This window comes from Nocardioides sp. NPDC006273 (assembly GCF_040613495.1).
Lineage (GTDB): Bacteria > Actinomycetota > Actinomycetes > Propionibacteriales > Nocardioidaceae > Nocardioides.
This window is the reverse complement of the sequence record NZ_JBEXSD010000043.1, coordinates 34,344-50,124: the sequence shown is the minus strand read 5'-3', so window position 1 is coordinate 50,124 and position 15,781 is coordinate 34,344. Positions and strand designations below refer to the sequence as shown.

General features: G+C 68.5%; 15 protein-coding genes and 1 tRNA gene. 5 read left to right on the top strand and 11 right to left on the bottom strand.

Translation table 11 applies throughout. The features are described 5' to 3' along the window. Nucleotides 1–176: 176 nt before the first annotated feature. From ABZZ22_RS18385 to ABZZ22_RS18360, 6 genes are all read right to left on the bottom strand, one after another. Nucleotides 177–1,109 carry a DUF559 domain-containing protein gene (locus ABZZ22_RS18385; protein WP_354933920.1) on the bottom strand — a complete coding sequence of 311 codons (933 nt, stop codon included), beginning with the start codon at nucleotides 1,107–1,109 and terminating at the stop codon, nucleotides 177–179. A 179-nt stretch (nucleotides 1,110–1,288) separates the two neighbouring features. Next, nucleotides 1,289–1,696 carry a phage holin family protein gene (locus ABZZ22_RS18380; RefSeq protein ID WP_354933918.1) on the bottom strand — a complete coding sequence of 136 codons (408 nt, stop codon included), beginning with the start codon at nucleotides 1,694–1,696 and terminating at the stop codon, nucleotides 1,289–1,291. Between the two features lie 42 nt (nucleotides 1,697–1,738). Further along, nucleotides 1,739–3,037: a Na+/H+ antiporter NhaA gene (gene nhaA / locus ABZZ22_RS18375; RefSeq protein ID WP_354933916.1), complete on the bottom strand. Its 1,299-nt coding sequence runs from the start codon at nucleotides 3,035–3,037 to the stop codon at nucleotides 1,739–1,741. Nucleotides 3,038–3,230: 193 nt separating this feature from the next. Beyond that, complete coding sequence (gene acs / locus ABZZ22_RS18370) at nucleotides 3,231–5,216, bottom strand: acetate--CoA ligase (protein ID WP_354933914.1); 1,986 nt, start codon at nucleotides 5,214–5,216, stop codon at nucleotides 3,231–3,233. A 141-nt stretch (nucleotides 5,217–5,357) separates the two neighbouring features. Further along, nucleotides 5,358–7,061 (bottom strand): sodium:solute symporter family protein, encoded by a 1,704-nt coding sequence (locus ABZZ22_RS18365; RefSeq protein ID WP_354933912.1) that lies wholly within the window; start codon nucleotides 7,059–7,061, stop codon nucleotides 5,358–5,360. Further along, the gene (locus ABZZ22_RS18360) at nucleotides 7,058–7,336 is read right to left on the bottom strand and encodes a DUF4212 domain-containing protein (RefSeq protein WP_292644718.1); all 279 of its coding nucleotides are present in this window, start codon (nucleotides 7,334–7,336) and stop codon (nucleotides 7,058–7,060) included. The genes ABZZ22_RS18365 and ABZZ22_RS18360 overlap by 4 nt, the downstream gene beginning before the upstream one ends. Before the next feature lie 299 nt (nucleotides 7,337–7,635). Between ABZZ22_RS18360 and ABZZ22_RS18355 the strand changes: the two genes are divergently transcribed. Then, nucleotides 7,636–8,040, top strand: a complete 405-nt coding sequence (locus ABZZ22_RS18355; RefSeq protein WP_354933910.1) for a hypothetical protein — start codon at nucleotides 7,636–7,638, stop codon at nucleotides 8,038–8,040. Here the strand turns inward: ABZZ22_RS18355 and ABZZ22_RS18350 are convergent, their stop codons facing one another. From ABZZ22_RS18350 to ABZZ22_RS18335, 4 genes are all read right to left on the bottom strand, one after another. Continuing rightward, nucleotides 8,041–9,549 (bottom strand): cation acetate symporter, encoded by a 1,509-nt coding sequence (locus tag ABZZ22_RS18350; protein WP_354933908.1) that lies wholly within the window; start codon nucleotides 9,547–9,549, stop codon nucleotides 8,041–8,043. Beyond that, the gene (locus tag ABZZ22_RS18345; RefSeq protein WP_354933906.1) at nucleotides 9,546–9,929 is read right to left on the bottom strand and encodes a hypothetical protein; all 384 of its coding nucleotides are present in this window, start codon (nucleotides 9,927–9,929) and stop codon (nucleotides 9,546–9,548) included. Before ABZZ22_RS18345 ends, ABZZ22_RS18350 begins: the two co-directional genes overlap by 4 nt. 156 nt (nucleotides 9,930–10,085) lie before the next feature. Then, nucleotides 10,086–10,880, bottom strand: coding sequence for a LytTR family DNA-binding domain-containing protein (locus tag ABZZ22_RS18340; protein ID WP_354933904.1), 795 nt, complete (start codon nucleotides 10,878–10,880; stop codon nucleotides 10,086–10,088). A gap of 79 nt (nucleotides 10,881–10,959) precedes the next feature. Further along, complete coding sequence (locus tag ABZZ22_RS18335) at nucleotides 10,960–12,123, bottom strand: histidine kinase (protein WP_354933902.1); 1,164 nt, start codon at nucleotides 12,121–12,123, stop codon at nucleotides 10,960–10,962. Nucleotides 12,124–12,211: 88 nt separating this feature from the next. Here ABZZ22_RS18335 and ABZZ22_RS18330 point away from each other — a divergent pair, with 88 nt between their 5' ends. Further along, a complete protein-coding gene (locus ABZZ22_RS18330; protein ID WP_354933900.1) occupies nucleotides 12,212–12,685 on the top strand; it encodes a hypothetical protein in 474 nt (157 codons plus the stop codon). An 8-nt stretch (nucleotides 12,686–12,693) separates the two neighbouring features. Here ABZZ22_RS18330 and ABZZ22_RS18325 read toward each other — a convergent pair. Beyond that, a tRNA-Pro gene (locus ABZZ22_RS18325) sits at nucleotides 12,694–12,766 on the bottom strand. A gap of 104 nt (nucleotides 12,767–12,870) precedes the next feature. Here ABZZ22_RS18325 and ABZZ22_RS18320 point away from each other — a divergent pair. The 3 genes from ABZZ22_RS18320 to ABZZ22_RS18310 all read left to right on the top strand — a co-directional run bounded on the left by ABZZ22_RS18320 (nucleotide 12,871) and on the right by ABZZ22_RS18310 (nucleotide 15,753). Beyond that, nucleotides 12,871–13,821 carry a 5'-nucleotidase gene (locus ABZZ22_RS18320; RefSeq protein WP_354933898.1) on the top strand — a complete coding sequence of 317 codons (951 nt, stop codon included), beginning with the start codon at nucleotides 12,871–12,873 and terminating at the stop codon, nucleotides 13,819–13,821. Between the two features lie 115 nt (nucleotides 13,822–13,936). Further along, nucleotides 13,937–14,164 (top strand): hypothetical protein, encoded by a 228-nt coding sequence (locus tag ABZZ22_RS18315; RefSeq protein WP_354933896.1) that lies wholly within the window; start codon nucleotides 13,937–13,939, stop codon nucleotides 14,162–14,164. A gap of 131 nt (nucleotides 14,165–14,295) precedes the next feature. After that, nucleotides 14,296–15,753, top strand: coding sequence for an alkaline phosphatase PhoX (locus ABZZ22_RS18310; protein WP_354933894.1), 1,458 nt, complete (start codon nucleotides 14,296–14,298; stop codon nucleotides 15,751–15,753). Nucleotides 15,754–15,781 lie beyond the last annotated feature (28 nt).

Sequence of the window (15,781 nt, the reverse complement as noted above, 5' to 3'; positions counted from 1 at the left end):
GCCGGGCCCATCGAGACCGTGGACGCGGTCATCGGTCAGCTTTCGGGGCGTACAGAAGCCGATACGTACGCGACGAGGACAACGTTGAACAACTACAGATTCGGCCCGCAAGATCTACCGACTCGACGCGCCATAACTACCGACTCGGCGGCGGGGGACAGCTGCGGAAGCGTCGGTCAGAACCGTCGGGAGGAGTACGTCGGGATGAGGGCTTCCTTGACCTCCCGGAGCCAGGCGTCGAGGCGATCGCCGGTGAAGTCACCGCGACGCACGATGATGACGATCCAGCCGTGGTCGACCAGCCAACCGCGTCGCTCCTCGTCGTAGGCCCGTTGGTCCGGGTCGTCGTGCTCCTCGCCGTCGTACTCGATCACGACCTTGGCGAGACGGTAGGCGAAGTCGAGGCGATAGGTCGGGATGCCGTCGACCTCGACCCAGACCTGGGTCTCGGGGAGCGGCAGGCCGGCGTCGCTGATCGCCAGCAACGTCCAGGACTCCCGCTGGGACTCGACGTGGCGGTTGAGGAGAGGGATGAGCTCGCGGAGCTGGACCACGCCGCGTCGGCCTTTGAAGCGGGGCAGCTCCTGGTTGAGGGCGGCCCGCGTGACGCTGTGCTCCTTGGCGAACTCGTTGAGGGCTGCCATCGCCTCCCGGCGCTTCAGGTTGCAGCCGAGGTCGAGCGCGGTTCGGAGGGGTGTCGTGATCTTGACGCCGTTGATCGTCATGATGTCCCGATCGAGGAGATCACGCGAGCGACCGTCGACCCCGTCCAGGCGCGTCGGTGCGTAGCCACGACGAGCGCAGGTCTCGACCGCTGGGACCTGGGCCTGTTCACCGAGCGAGTAGGTGTTGACCCCATGGATCCACGCCGCAGTGCGGTCGGCGACGACATGGTGCGGAGTCACGACGCGGGAGACCGCGGCCGCTCGCGTCTCCGCCGTGTCCTCGACCCCGGACGGGATGAAGACACCGCGGAACGGTCTGAGGACGTCGCCGCGCTCGACGGCGACGCGTAGGTCGTATCTCTTGATGGAGAGCTCGTCGAGCTCGCTGGCTGTGAACGGGCGCTCTGGCAGAGCCGAGGCAGCGCCGACAACTGACAGGTTCATGCGAGCCACTGTGCGCTCGCGGCGTACGAGATTCACCGCTGTTTCGGCCAGCTGTGGATAACCCCGGCGCGAAAGATGCTTGTGGACAGTGATCGGCCCATTCCAGGACGCCAGAACTACCTACTCGTCCACCACAACTACAGACTCGGCCGCCAGAACTACCGTTTCGGCGGGGAGGGTCAGTACTGGCCCTTGAGCGCCCGGGGGATCTCCTTGCCCTGGGCGATGGCCTTCTCGGGGGCCTTGACCTTCTTCACCTTGCGTACGCCGATGAAGCCGAGCAGGGCGGCTAGGAGGACGTAGAAGGCGAAGACGATCAGGAAGGCCCAGTGGAGGCCGAGGCCGGCGAGGTGGATGAAGTAGGCCGCCGAGACGGAGAGCATGATCACCGCGAGGACCAGCAGGAACGCGGTGGCGGCGAAGAGACCGATGCCGACACCGGCGTTCGTCGCCGAGATCTTGAGCTCCTGCTTGGCGAGCGTGATCTCCTTGTTGACGAGCTCGGAGATGTCGCGGGTGGCGTCGACGACGAGCTTTCCGATCGTCGGGTCCTCGTCACCCGGGGACTTCACGATGTCGACTGCCATGGGAACCCTTCGCTGAAACGTGTGTTGAGGACTTTTCCGACCTTACCGGTCCCGACCCTCATCACCCTCGAACACGTCCGGCACGCCGTCCTTGTTGGCGTCGATCTTCTCCAGCTCCTCGATGCGGCAGTAGACCCGGTTGCGGGCACGCAGCACCACCGTGGCCAGCGCGGCGGCCAGGACGGACCCGAAGAGCACGCCCACCTTCATGTGGTCATGTGCGCCAGGATCGGAGTGGAAGGCCAGCTCACCGATCAGCAGCGACACCGTGAACCCGATGCCTGCCAGCATCGACAGTCCGATCACGTCCCACCAGGCGAGGTCGTCGTCGAGCGACGCCTTGGTGAACCGGGACAGCAGCCATGTCGAGCCCGCGATGCCGATGGTCTTGCCGACGACCAGGCCGAGGATGATGCCGAGCGTGATCGGGTCGCGCATCGCGCTGGTCACCCCGTCCCAACCGCCGAGGGAGACGCCGGCGGCGAAGAACGCGAAGATCGGCACCGCGACTCCGGCCGAGACCGGTCGGACCAGGTGCTCGAAGTGCTCGGCGAGGCCGCGCTTGGCCTCCGGGTCGCGGGCGATCACCGGAACGGTGAAACCGAGCAGCACGCCCGCGACGGTGGCGTGGACGCCGCTTGCGTGCACGAGAGCCCAGGCGACCGCGGCGAGCGGCAGGAGCAGCCAGGGGCTGCGGACCCGACGCTGGACGAGCAGCGCGAAGAGCCCGATCGGCACGAACGCCAGCAACAGGTAGCCGATGTGGAGCTCAGAGGTGAAGAAGACCGCGATGATGATGATGCCGAGCAGGTCGTCGACGACGGCGAGAGTCAGCAGGAACGTACGCAGCCCCGCCGGCAGGTGGGTGGAGATGACAGCCAGGATCGCGACCGCGAAGGCGATGTCGGTGGCCACCGGGGTCGCCCAGCCGGCCAGCGACCCGTTGCCGATCAGGTTGACGATCAGGTAGACCAGAGCCGGCACGACCATGCCACCGACCGCAGCGGCGATCGGCAGCGCGGCCCGTCGCGGGTCACGCAGGTCGCCCGAGACGAACTCGCGCTTGAGCTCGAGGCCGGCGACGAAGAAGAAGATGGCCAGCAGCCCGTCGGCCGCCCAGGCGCCGATGGTCAGATCGAGATGGAGGGCGTGCGGTCCGATGCGATAGTCGCGGACCGCCTCGTACGCCTCCTGCAAGGGGCTGTTGGCGAGGCCGACCGCGATGATCGCGGCGATGATGAGGAGCACGCCGCCCGTCGTCTCGGCGCGCAGGATCTCGGCCGTACGCGAGGTCTCCAGCCACGAGCCTCGGGTGAACAGGCGGTTGCGGGTGTCGGACACGGATGGGCCTCCAGAGGCTCAAGGGGTCGAGAAAGTCACGCCGACCAGACTTCCCGGCACACCTGATCTTGACCCTAGCAAGCGGGTGGGACGGGTCCGCGGAGTGGTCATCAAGCACTGACTGCCCGCCCCGAGACGGCGCGACACGGCCCTGGCTGCGGTCCGTGTGCGCCGGCTCGGCGCGAGCTGAGCGCTAGTCGTCGGTCGCGGTGGTCTTCCCGGCGGCGATCAGATCCATGATCGTCTGATCGGCAAGCGTCGTGGTGTCCCCGACGCCGCGACCCTCGGCGAGGTCACGCAGCAGGCGCCGCATGATCTTCCCCGAGCGAGTCTTGGGCAGCTCGGGCACGATCATGATCTGCCGCGGCTTCGCGATCGGGCCGATCTCCTTGCGGACGTGGTCGGAGAGCTCCTTGTGGCAGTCCTCGGGCGACCCGTCTCGTAGGATGACGTACGCCACCACGGCCTGCCCCGTGTCGGGGTCGGTCGCACCCACGACCGCCGCCTCGGCGACGTAGTGGTGCGAGACCAGGGCCGACTCGATCTCGGTCGTGGAGAGCCGGTGACCGGACACGTTCATCACGTCGTCGACGCGGCCCAGGACCCAGACGTCGCCGTCCTCGTCCTTCTTCGCGCCGTCACCGGCGAAGTACCAGCGCTCGTGATCCGGACCCTGGTCCTTGAACCGCGACCAGTAGGTGTCGATGTAGCGCTGGTCGTCGCCCCAGATCGTACGCAGCATCGACGGCCACGGCTGGGTCAGCACCAGATAGCCCCCGCCACCGTTCGGCACGGGGACGCCGTCATCGTCGACCACGTCGGCGCTCACGCCTGGCAGGGCCTTCATCGCCGAGCCCGGCTTCCCGTGGGTGACCCCGGGCAGCGGCGAGATCATGATCGCGCCGGTCTCGGTCTGCCACCAGGTGTCGACCACCGGGACCGAGGAGCCGCCGATGACGTCGCGGTACCAGACGTAGGCCTCGGGGTTGATCGGCTCACCGACGGACCCGAGCAGACGGACGGAGGAGAGGTCGCGGGTGTCCGGGATGGCGCGGCCCTGCTTCATGAACGTCCGGATGGCGGTCGGCGCCGTGTAGAAGATCGTGACGCCGTACTCCTCGATGATCTGCCACCAGCGGCCCTTTTCCGGGAAGTCCGGGGTGCCTTCGTAGAGCACCTGGGTGGCGCCGTTGGCCAGCGGGCCGTAGACGATGTAGGAGTGGCCGGTGATCCAGCCGATGTCGGCGGTGCACCAGTAGACGTCGGTCTCCGGCTTGAGGTCGAAGACCTCCCAGTGCGTGAAGGCCGCCTGGGTGAGGTAGCCGCCGGTGGTGTGGAGGATCCCCTTCGGCTTCCCCGTGGTGCCGGACGTGTACATCACGAAGAGCGGGTGCTCGGCGTCATGGCCCACCGGGGTGTGCTCGGTCGACGCCGTCGAGACGACGTCGCTCCACCACTTGTCGACCGAGCCGTTCCAGTCGACGTCCTGGCCGGTGCGCTTGACCACGAGCACGTTCTCGACCAGGCCGGGCTGAGTCCCCTCGACCTTCGTGACCGCCTCGTCCACGGCGGGCTTGAGCGCCGAGGGTGCGCCACGGCGATAGCCGCCGTCCGAGGTGACGATCAACTTCGCACCGCAGTCGACGACTCGGGTGGCGAGGGCGTCGGCGGAGAAGCCACCGAAGATGACGGTGTGGATCGCTCCGATCCGAGCGCAGGCCAGCATCGCGAAGACGGCCTCGGGGATCATCGGCATGTAGATCGCCACCCGGTCGCCCTTGCCGACCCCCAGCTCCTCGAAGGCGTTCGCGGCGCGGGAGACCTCGTCCTTGAGCTCCGCGTAGGTGATGGTCCGCTTGTCGTCGGCTGGCTCGCCGACCCAGTGGATCGCGACCCGGTCACCGAGGCCGGCCTCGACATGACGGTCGACGGCGTTGTAGGCCACGTTGATCTCGCCGCCCTCGAACCACAACGCGTGTGGCGGGTTGTCCCAGTTCAGGACACGATCGAACGGCTTCGACCAGGTGAGCCGCTCTGCGGCGGCCGCCCAGAAGGCGTCGCGGTCCGCAGCCGCGGAGTCGTACGCATCGGCCTTGACGTTGGCGTTGGCGGCGAGCTCGGCAGGCGGCTCGAATCGACGCTTCTCGTGCAGCAGGTTGGAGAGTGTCTCGTCGCTCACGGTTGCTCCTTCAAGGGTCTGAGCTGAGGTTGAGATGAGGCTGAACGTGGCCCACGCCACACTAGAACCTAGGGCTCCAGTGTGGCGTGGGGATGGGCACGGCGACCGGGCGGGGGTTCCGGGCCGCCGTGCGCAGGGGAGCTACTCCTCGGCGTGCTTGGCGACCAGGTCGGTACGCCCGGGGTAGCGGATCTCCTCGACCAGCTCCTGCATGATCGCGGAGGGCTTCTTGGTGAACTGCGAGACCGTGATGGTCACGATGAAGTTGAGCATCATGCCGACGAAGCCGAAGCCCACCGGAGCGATGTCGAAGATCGGGTCCTTGCCGAGGAAGAACCAGGCCGACTCCGCCGGGAGCGTCCAGATGAAGTACGCCGCGGTGACGATCAGGCCGACCAGCATGCCGGAGGCCGCGCCGGCGGCCGTGCACTTCTTCCAGAAGATGCCGAGCACCAGGATCGGGAAGAATGTCGCGGCTCCGAAGCCGAACGCCAGAGCGACGACCTGCGCGGCGAATCCGGGCGGGTTGATGCCGAGGTAGCCGGCGAACAGGACGGCGACACCCATCGCGACGCGGGCGACCATCAGCTGCTGCTTCTCGGTCGCCTGCGGGCGGAGCCGCTTGGCGTAGACGTCGTTGGCGACCGAGGAGGAGATCACCAGCAGCAGACCGGACGCGGTGGAGAGCGCCGCGGCCAGGCCGCCCGCCGCCACCAGGCCGACGATCGGGGCAGGGAGGCCGCCGATCTCGGGTGAGGCGAGGACGAGGATGTCGTTGTTGATCAGCACCTCGTTGGCCGCCGACCCCATGAAGTCGATGGCACCGTTCCCGTTGACGTCGGTGATCGCGCCACCGTCGGCGCCGGTGATCAGGCCGACCGATGCCCATTTCTCGAACCAGTTCTGGTCGGCAAGGGTGCCGGCCTGGGACGAGCCGAGGATGTTGAACTTCGCGAAGGCCGCCACGGTCGGAGCGGTCGTGTAGAGCAGGGCGATGAAGAAGAGCGCCCACAGCGCAGAGACTCGCGCGGCGCGTACGTTCTTGGCGGTGTAGAAGCGGACGATCACGTGGGGAAGGCCCGCGGTGCCGAACATCAGCGTCGCGGTCAGCAGGAACAGGTTCATCTGCGAGGAGCCGACCAAGGCGTCCAGGTACGAGCTGAACCCGAGCTCTGCCTGCAGGGCCTCGAGCTCGCCGAGGATCTGGCCGAAGCCGATCTGCGGCACCGGGATGCCGGTGAGCTTCTGGGAGACGGCGAACGCCGGGATGAGGTAGGCGACGATCAGCACGGAGTACTGGCACACCTGTGTCCAGGTGATGCCCTTCATGCCGCCGAGCACGGCGTAGAAGAAGACGATCGCCATACCGATCAGGACGCCGATGCGGGTGTCCACCTCGAGGAAGCGGCTGAAGACGACGCCGACACCGGCCATCTGCCCGGTGACGTACGTCAGCGAGACGACGATCGCGCAGACCACGGCGACCATCCGGGCCGTCTCGTTGTAGCGGTCACCGACGAAGTCGGGGACGGTGTACTTGCCGAACTTTCGCAGGTACGGAGCCAGGAGCATCGCCAGCAGCACGTAGCCGCCGGTCCAGCCCATGAGGTAGGCCGTGCCGCCGTAGCCGTTGCCGGCCAGCGCGATGATGCCGGCCATCGAGATGAACGACGCCGCGCTCATCCAGTCGGCGGCGATCGCCGCTCCGTTGGCCGGTGCGGGGATGCCGCCACCGGCGACGTAGAAGCCCTTGGTGTCGCTGACGCGGCTGATGTAGGCGACGTAGATGTAGACGGCGAAGGTGCCGACGACGAAGATCGTGGTCCAGAGCTGGATGTCACTCATGAGTGGTGGACCTCCTCCTCGTACTCGTCGATGCCGTACTTCTTGTCCAGCTTGTCCATGCGCCACACGTAGACGGCGATGAGAATCACGAAGACGATGATCGAGCCCTGGTTGGCGAACCAGAATCCGAGCGGGAAGCCGGCGATGACGATGTTGTTGAGGGCATCGGCGAAGAAGATGCCGGCCCCGAACGACACCAGCGCCCAGATGACCAGTAGTACGGCCATGAGTCTTAGATTGTGGCGCCAGTAGGCCCGGCGCGCATTCTCATCCATGCGGATCCTCCAGTAGTGGTCCAGGCGTCTGTGGGGTGTGACGCCGATCACGCTGAGATTGGCAACTTCTGGGGTCGACCCGCAAGGCGCTATCGGTGGCCGGAGGGCACTTTGCGGCCAGCGGCGCGCATCTCTCGATAAGCGGTCATGAGCGCGGCTAGTGACATCGGTCACACCGGATTTCGGCAGATCTGCGACCGTTCGTCGTGTCGGACGGACCGTTCGTCGCGCGCGTACAGGGGCGGATGGCGAGTGATCCACCTCCCGCGATCGCCGCCGGACCTCTATCGTCAGGTGGCATGAGCCCCGCCACCCCCACCGCAGTGTCGACCAGGCGTCGCGCCGAGCCTGCCAAGCGCCGGCTCGGGCTTGCGGTCGCCTTCGTCCTGCTCGGATCGTTCGTGCCATGGGTCTACACCCCGGTCGGCAGTGTCTCCGGTGCTCAGGGCGCTGGGCTGTGGACCTTCTACGGAGGCATGCTCGGTGTCGCTGCCCTGGTGCTGAAGTGGCGGCGGGTCTGCGCGGTCCAAGCCGGGATCATGGCGGCGGTCGCGTTGGCGCTACCGGTGTGGCAGCTCGTCCACCTGCTCCGGCTCGTCGGGTTCGGCGGCTGGATGCCGGGGCCGGGGCTGGTGCTCGTCTTCACCGGTGGCGTGCTCGCTGCGCTGGCGGCGTACCGGTTGTACCTGCCTCCGCAGGAGTGATCAGCGCACGCCCGAGCTGGTGGGCTCGGGGGTGTGCAGGCGTACGAGAAGGCGGGTCGTGTGGGCCGGGACCCGGTCGCCGGTGGAGAGGCTGACCAGGATCATCGTCGCGAAGGCCAGCGGCACCGACCAGGCAGCGGGCCGCGCCAGAGCCGCGTCCCACCAGCTTCCGCTCTCCCAGCCGGCCAGGGTCCACACGACCGCGACCGTGGTGCCGAGGAAGCCGACGGTGAGCCCGGCGGTCGCCCCCGGCGCGGTGAGCCGGCGCCACCAGATGCCGAGGATCAGGAGCGGGCAGAAGGTCGAGGCAGCCATCGCGAACGCGAGCGCCACGCCTCTGGCCACCCCGACCCCCGGGGTGAGCAGCGCGACCACGCACGGGATCGCGACCGCGATCACCGACGCGATCCGGAACGCGGCCACCCCGCCGATCCCATGGCCGTAGCGGCGCAGCAACGGCGTGACCACGTCCTGGCTGACCACGCCGGAGACCGCGATCGCGAGGCCCGAGGAGGTCGACAGGAAGGCGGCGAACGCGCCGGCGCACAGCAGCCCGGTGAGCAGCTCGCCCACGATCCCGTCGACCATCAACCGAGGCAGCACGAGCACGAGCGTGTCGGCGTGCTTCGGGGTGGCGCCGTAGACACTTCCCAGGGCCCCGTAGATCGGCGGCAGCAGGTAGAAGATGCCGAGCAGCACCAGGACCGACAGCGTCGTACGCCGCGCCGCGCGCCCGTCGGGGTTGGTGTAGAACCGCACGCCCACGTGGGGCAGGCCCATGGTGCCGAGGAAGGTGGCCAGGATCAGCGAGTAGGTGAGGTAGAGGCCCTCAACGCCGCCGGTGCCGAGCGGGAGCGACCACTCGATCGGCCGGACGGTGCGGGGCGCGCCGTCGTTGCCCCAGACCACCAGCAGCACCGCTGCCGGGATCAGCAGGGCGGTGAGCTTCAGCCAGTACTGGAACGCCTGCACGAAGGTGATCGATCGCATCCCGCCGGCGAAGACGTTGACCAGTACGACCCCGCCGACCAGGACCGGGCCGACCCACTGCGGCGCATCGGCGATGAGCCGGAGGGTGATCCCCGCGCCCTGCAGCTGCGGGAGCAGGTAGAGCCACCCGATCGCGACCACGAGCAGCGCGCACATCGCCCGCACCTGCCGTGAGCCCAGCCGCGCCTCGGCGAAGTCCGGGAGGGTGTACGCCCCCGAGCGCCGCAGCGGCGCGGCCACCAGGACCAGCAGCACGAGGTAGCCGGCCGTCCACCCGATCGGGTACCAGAGCATCTCGGCGCCCTCGACGAGCACCAGGCCGGCAATGCCGAGGAACGATGCCGCGGAGAGGTACTCCCCGCCGATGGCGCTGGCGTTCAGCCCCGGCCGGACCGTGCGCGAGGCGACGTAGAAGTCGCTCGTGGTCCGGCTGAACCGCAGGCCCCAGGTGCCGATCGTCAGGGTCGCCAGCGAGACCAGAACGACCGCGATGATCGCCGGAGCGGAGTCGAGGCTCATTCGTCGTCCTCGGGATACACCTGATCGTGCTTGTGGTTCAGCTCGGCGAACGCCGCCTCGCTGCGCTCGGCGCGGCGAACGTAGAGCCAGCCGAGCAGGACGAGGAACGGATAGACCAGGACGCCGAGCAGGATCCACGGCAGCGGTATGCCCAGCGGCGCGATGCTCGCCAGGCCGGGAAAGAGCCAGAAGACCAGCGGCAGCGACCCGATCCCGATGGTGAGCAGCACCAGGGTGATGGCGGCCGAGACGAGCTGGTCGCGCATCAGCGACCCGAGGTAGATCTCGCCGAGCCGGTCGGACTCGCCGGGTGACTGGCCACGGGGGATCCGGCGTCGGCGTGGCGGTCCGGTGACGCGTACGCGTTGCTGCTCGCTCATCCCGCCGGATCCGTCCAGTAAAGGCAAGGATACGGACCCGGCAGCCTGAGGCCTGTGGTCGCTCGCTGGCGCTCGCTCATCCCGCCGGATCCGTCCAGTAAAGGCAAGGATACGGACCCGGCGGCCTGAGGCCTGTGGTCGCTCGCTGGCGCTCGCTCATGCACCCGAGCGTCTGGCGAGGAGATCCTTCAGCTGGCGGGTGTGCCGCCGACTGACCTGCAGCTCGGTGCCCCGGGCGGCACCGCCGACGACGACCGAGCACCGCCCTGCCTCGGACCGCACCTCTGTCACGTGGGCGAGGTTGACGAGGAGGGAGCGGTGGATGCGTACGAACTTCGCGGGCGCCCACTCCTGCTCGAGCTGCGTCAGCGGCACCCGGACCAGGTGGGACCCCTCGCCGGTGTGCAGGCGCGCGTAGTCGCCCTGAGCCTCGACGTGGCTGATCTGGCTGCGCCAGACGAACCGGGTCACCCCACCGAGCTCCACCGGAATCTGCAGGTCGCCACTGGGCTCCTCCTCGGGCACGCTGCCCTCCAGGCGGGTGACCGTCTCGGCCAGGCGCTCGGCGCGCACCGGCTTGAGCACGTAGTCGACGGCACGCAGGTCGAAGGCCTCCAGCGCGTGCTCCTCGTGTGCGGTCACGAAGACGACCGCGGGCGGTGTCTTGAAACGCGCCAGGAGGCCGGCCAGCTCGAGACCGTTGAGACCAGGCATCTGGATGTCGAGGAAGACCGCGTCGACGGTCGACTCCTGCAGCTGCTGCAGCCCGTCGGTGGCGGAGAGACAGGTGCGCACGTCGGCGACCCGCGGGTCCTGCCGCAGCAGGTAGGAGAGCTCGTCGGCCGCCGGCGGCTCGTCGTCGACGACGAGCACCCGCAGCCACCCGCCGGGAGCGCCCTGGCGGCGCTGACCGGTGGTGTACGCCGTACGGCCGTTCGAGGACACGGTCATGTCGCCACCTCCGTAGCGCAAGCGCAAGAATACGGACCCGGCGACATGTGGCTCTTGATGGTCGCTCGCTTGCGCTCGCTCATGGGTGCACTCCTGGGGCGAACTTCGGGATCCGCAGCACGACCTTAGTGCCGGCGCCGGGGGCGGTCTCGACCACGAGACCGTAGTCGTCCCCGTAGGCGTTGCGGAGCCGGGCGTCGACGTTGCCGAGCCCGATCGAGTCGTTGCTGCCGCTGGTTCCTGTCGAGATGCCGGCCAGGGCGCGGCGTACCTTCTCGGGGTCCTCGCCCGCACCGTCGTCCTCGACCTCGATCAAGCACTCGGAGCCTCGGTCGGCGGCCTTGATGGAGATGTGACCCGTCTCGGCGTCGGCGAGGCCGTGGCGTACGGCGTTCTCGACGAGCGGCTGGAGGCTGAGGAAGGGGACCGCGATCGGCAGCACCTCGGGCGCGACCGAGAGCCTCACGCTGAGGCGGTCGCCGAAACGGGCCTGCTCGAGGAGCAGGTAGCGCTCCACGGACCGCAGCTCCTCGGACAGCGTCGTGTATTCGCCGTGGGTGCGGAAGGAGTAGCGGGTGAAGTCGGCGAACTCGAGCAGCAGCTCCCGCGCGCGCTCCGGATCGGTGCGTACGAAGCTGGCGATCGCACCCAGAGAGTTGTAGATGAAGTGGGGGCTGATCTGGGCGCGCAGCGCGCGCACCTCGGCCTCCATCAGCCGCCGCCGCGACGCGTCGAGCTCGGCGAGCTCGAGCTGGCCGGAGACCCAGCTCGCCACCTCGTCGGCGGCGCGGACCATCATCGCGGAGGTGTTCGGGGCGTAGACCTGCAGCGTGCCGACGAGGTGGTCCTCGACGACCAGCGGGCTGACCACGGCGGTGTGCAGCGGGCAGCCGGCCTGACCGCACTCCAGGTCGACCCGGTCGTAGAACCGGGTCGCGCCGTGCTCCAGCGTTCCCTCGGCCAGCTTGGTCACCTGCTCCTGGTGGTGGGTGCCGATGCCCTCCCAGGCGAGCAGGCCGTCGGTGTCGGTGATCGCGAGCGCCGGAGCGGCCAGGAGCGCCTGGAGATGAGGGGCGGCGCGCTCGGCGCTGTCCACGGTCAGACCGCCACGCAGGGCAGGGGTCGCCAAGGACGCGTTGTGGAGGGTGCGGAAGGTCGCCCGGTCGGCCTCTGTGCCCAGATGGGTACGCTTCCAGCGCCGCATCCGTCCCTCCTCGGTGGTCGAGCCTGTCTGGTCCGTCAACTCTGTCGAGATCCGAGAGTTCCAGTGTGACGGCGCCCACGGTATCTGTCACCCAGGCCCGCGCTGGGGCGCCAGGTAGGTTTGCGGCATGCGATTGAGTCGAGTGATCCCGGGCGTCCTGGCTGTCGGTGCGGCTGGTGCGGGTGCCGCCTTCGTGATCGGCATGCGCAACAAGTCGCCGTGGCTGCAGGACCGCATCCGCGCCTTCTCCAAGCGGTTCGCCTCCGAGGCGCTGAAGACCGCCGGCGGCGAAGGCGCCACCAACGGCGTCGTCCTCCACGTCGGTCGCACGAGCGGACGGGAGTACGCCACCCCGGTCACGCCGTTCCCGACCCCCGACGGCTTCGTCATCAATCTGCCCTACACGTCGAAGGTCGACTGGGCCCAGAACGTCCTGGCCGCCAACTCGGCCACGATCGTCTACGACGGTGTCGACCACCGCGTCACCGACCCGCGGATCGTCCCCTACGCCGAGGTCGCACCCATGCTCCCCAAGGGCGCCGGCCTCTTCCGCGCCGTCTTCGACGTCCAGGAGTTCCTCCGCGTCACCAACGCGGACTGACGTCTCCGTCGGGTTGGCGGGACTCGAACCCGCGATCGCCTGGACCCGGCCCAGGAGGGATAGCCGCTTCCCCACAACCCGTGTGCGTTCACGGGCGCGGTCGCTGCTGCATGCCGGCCACGGTAGGCGGGCCCGGAGTCGGAACGCACACGATTTATCGATTTATCGGCTGTAGGTTGCGACGCGTGGGATACGAACTGAGGGACCGGTTGGTGGTCGGGATCGCGTCGAGCGCGCTCTTCGACCTGACCGAGTCGGACGCCTACTTCCGCGAGCACGGCGAGGAGGCCTACCGCCGCTACCAGGACGAACGCATCGACGAGTCGCTCCCGCCCGGCGTCGCGTTCCCGTTCATCAAGCGGCTGCTGAGCCTCAACGACCTGGCCGCCGACGCCGACGACGGTCTCGTCGAGGTGATCGTGGTCTCGCGCAACGACCCGAACACCGGGCTGCGGGTCATGCGCTCGATCGAGCACCACGACCTGCCGATGACCCGCGCGATCTTCACTCAGGGGCGCTCTCCCCACCGTTACATCGGCGCGCTCGACATGTCGCTGTTCCTCAGCGGCAACCAGTCGGATGTGATCGCCGCGATCCAGGAGGGCTTCCCGGCCGGCCAGGTGCTGCCGTCGGCCGCGACGTACGACGAGACCGACCGCTCCGTCGTCGTCGCCTTCGACTTCGACGGTGTGCTCGCCGACGACCGCTCCGAGCGGGTCTACCGCGAGGAGGGGATGGAGAGGTACCGGGCACACGAGACGAGCCGCAAGGCCGAGCCGCTCGAGCCCGGACCGCTGCAGCCGCTGCTACGTGATCTCAATCGGATCCAGCAGATCGAGGAGCAGCGCCGCCTGGAGGATCCGGACTACGAGCCCCGGCTGCGGATCGCGCTGGTCACCGCCCGAGGCGCCCCGGCTCACGAGCGGGCGATCCGGTCTCTGCAGTCCTGGGACGTCTACGTCAACGAGGCCTTCTTCCTGGGAGGTGTGGAGAAGGTGCGGGTGCTCGAGGTGCTGCGCCCACTGATCTTCTTCGACGACCAGACGACCCACCTGGACCCCGCGGTCGGATCGATCGCCGGGGTGCACATCCCCTACGGCGTCGCCAACACGAACGACGTTTCGGCTGGTCAATAGCATCTTCACAGTTCAGACACAGGTCGTGCTCAACTGGGGGACGAGCCCGCGATTGTGTCACCCTGGACAGCGTTGTACAGATTCTGTTCATGTAGAAGTGCGAGGAGTTCACTCGATGGCTTCGGCTATGTGTGCCATGTGCACCGAAGACGAGGAGATCCGGGTTCTCTCGCGTACGGCGGGGGGCCGCCGGCAACTGATGTGCTGCAGGTGTGGGTTCGCGTGGGAAGGCGGGAGCTCCGGCTCCACCCGGGGTGTCGGCCTGGCCGGCATGTTCGGCGCCGCGACGGTGGGGATGCTCGTCCTCGTTGCGTGCAGCGCCCGACTGAAGGCTGCGGCCTGATCCGCTGGCGTACGTTTCACGGTGCTGTCGCCTGAGGTTCATCTCGGGCGGGCCTGCAGGTGTTGCGGGCTGGCTTGAGTGGGGCTGAGACCTGTCTCGGGATCCCTACCAAGCTCCGAGGAGTACCACCCATGTCCGCAACTCGACGCTCCCTGCTCACTGGAGGAGCCGCGGCCGGGGTCGGCCTTGCCGTCGCCGGCGCCGTTCCCGCTCTGGCCGAGGCGAAACCGGCGCGGCCCGGCACCCCCGGACGCAAGCGCGCCCGCGAGCCGTTCCCGCCGCTCGTCGACGACCCCAAGGGGATCCTCGCGCTGGCCGAGGGATTCGCGTACGCCATCGTCACTTCCGCCGGGGAGACGACTCTTAGGACGGGTCAGAAGACGCCGTCGAACCACGACGGGATGATGGTGCTCGGTGGTCGGCGTGGGCGCTACACGCTGATCCAGAATCACGAGATCGAGCCCGGCGAGGGCATCCCGGTGCCGCTCGTCGAGGGCACCGTCTACGACCCGGGCGCGCCGTCGGGCGGCTGCACGGTGATCACCACCGACGCGGGCGGCGCCAACTTCGGTGAGTTCGTCGCGATCTCCGGCACCTCCACCAACTGCGCCGGCGGCCCGACGCCGTGGGGGACCTGGCTGACCTGCGAGGAGACCGTCAACGACGCCGGCGAGGAGTGGGAGGGCGAGGACGGGACCAAGGGCGTCTACGAGAAGGACCACGGCTACGTCTTCGAGGTCTGGGCCGACGGCTCGGCCGACCCGCGCCCGATCAAGGCGTTCGGCCGCTACGACCACGAGGCGCTCGCGATCGACAAGACCCGGACCAAGGTCTACCTGTCCGAGGACGCCGACGAGCCGAACGGGCTCTTCTACCGCTGGACCGCTCCGGCCGGGACGAGGCTCGGCCCGGGCGCGCTCACGTCGCTGGCCGACGACGCCGGCACGCTCGCCGCGATGCAGATCATCCTCCCCGACGGCTCGGTGCTGCCGGACGTGGCGTACCTGACGTCCGCGCAGATGGGGCAGCCCTTTCCGGTGAAGTGGAAGACGGTCCCCGAGCGCGACGCCCAGGAGACGCCGTGCCGCGAGCAGTTCGCCGACGGCGAGGTCACCCGGGGCCGTAAGTTCGAGGGCGTTTGGGGCACCGACGAGGGTGTCTACGTGGTCAACTCCTACGCGTGGGAGGAAGGCGACATGCCTGCCGACGCGTCGCCGCACGACGGCATGGTCTGGTTCTACGACTACAAGGCCGAGACGATCCAGCTGGTGACGTACTTCCCTCACCAGACCCAGTCCGAGGACGACGCCCCGGCCCCTCGGTTCAGTGACCTCACCTTCGACGGCCCCGACAACGTCACCGTCACGCCGTGGGGCTCGCTGGTCCTCGCCGAGGACGGCAGCGGCGCCTCGCACGTGCTCGGCGCGTTCCCCGGCGGTCCGGCGTACGCCATCGCCCGCAACGACCTCAACGACTCCGAGTTCTGCGGACCCTGCTTCTCGCCCGACGGCAAGGTCCTCTTCGTCAACATGCAGGACCCGGGCTACACCCTGGCCATCACCGGGCCGTGGGAGCGCTACCTCGGCTGAGGTCTGCGGATCCGGAAGACGTACGCGG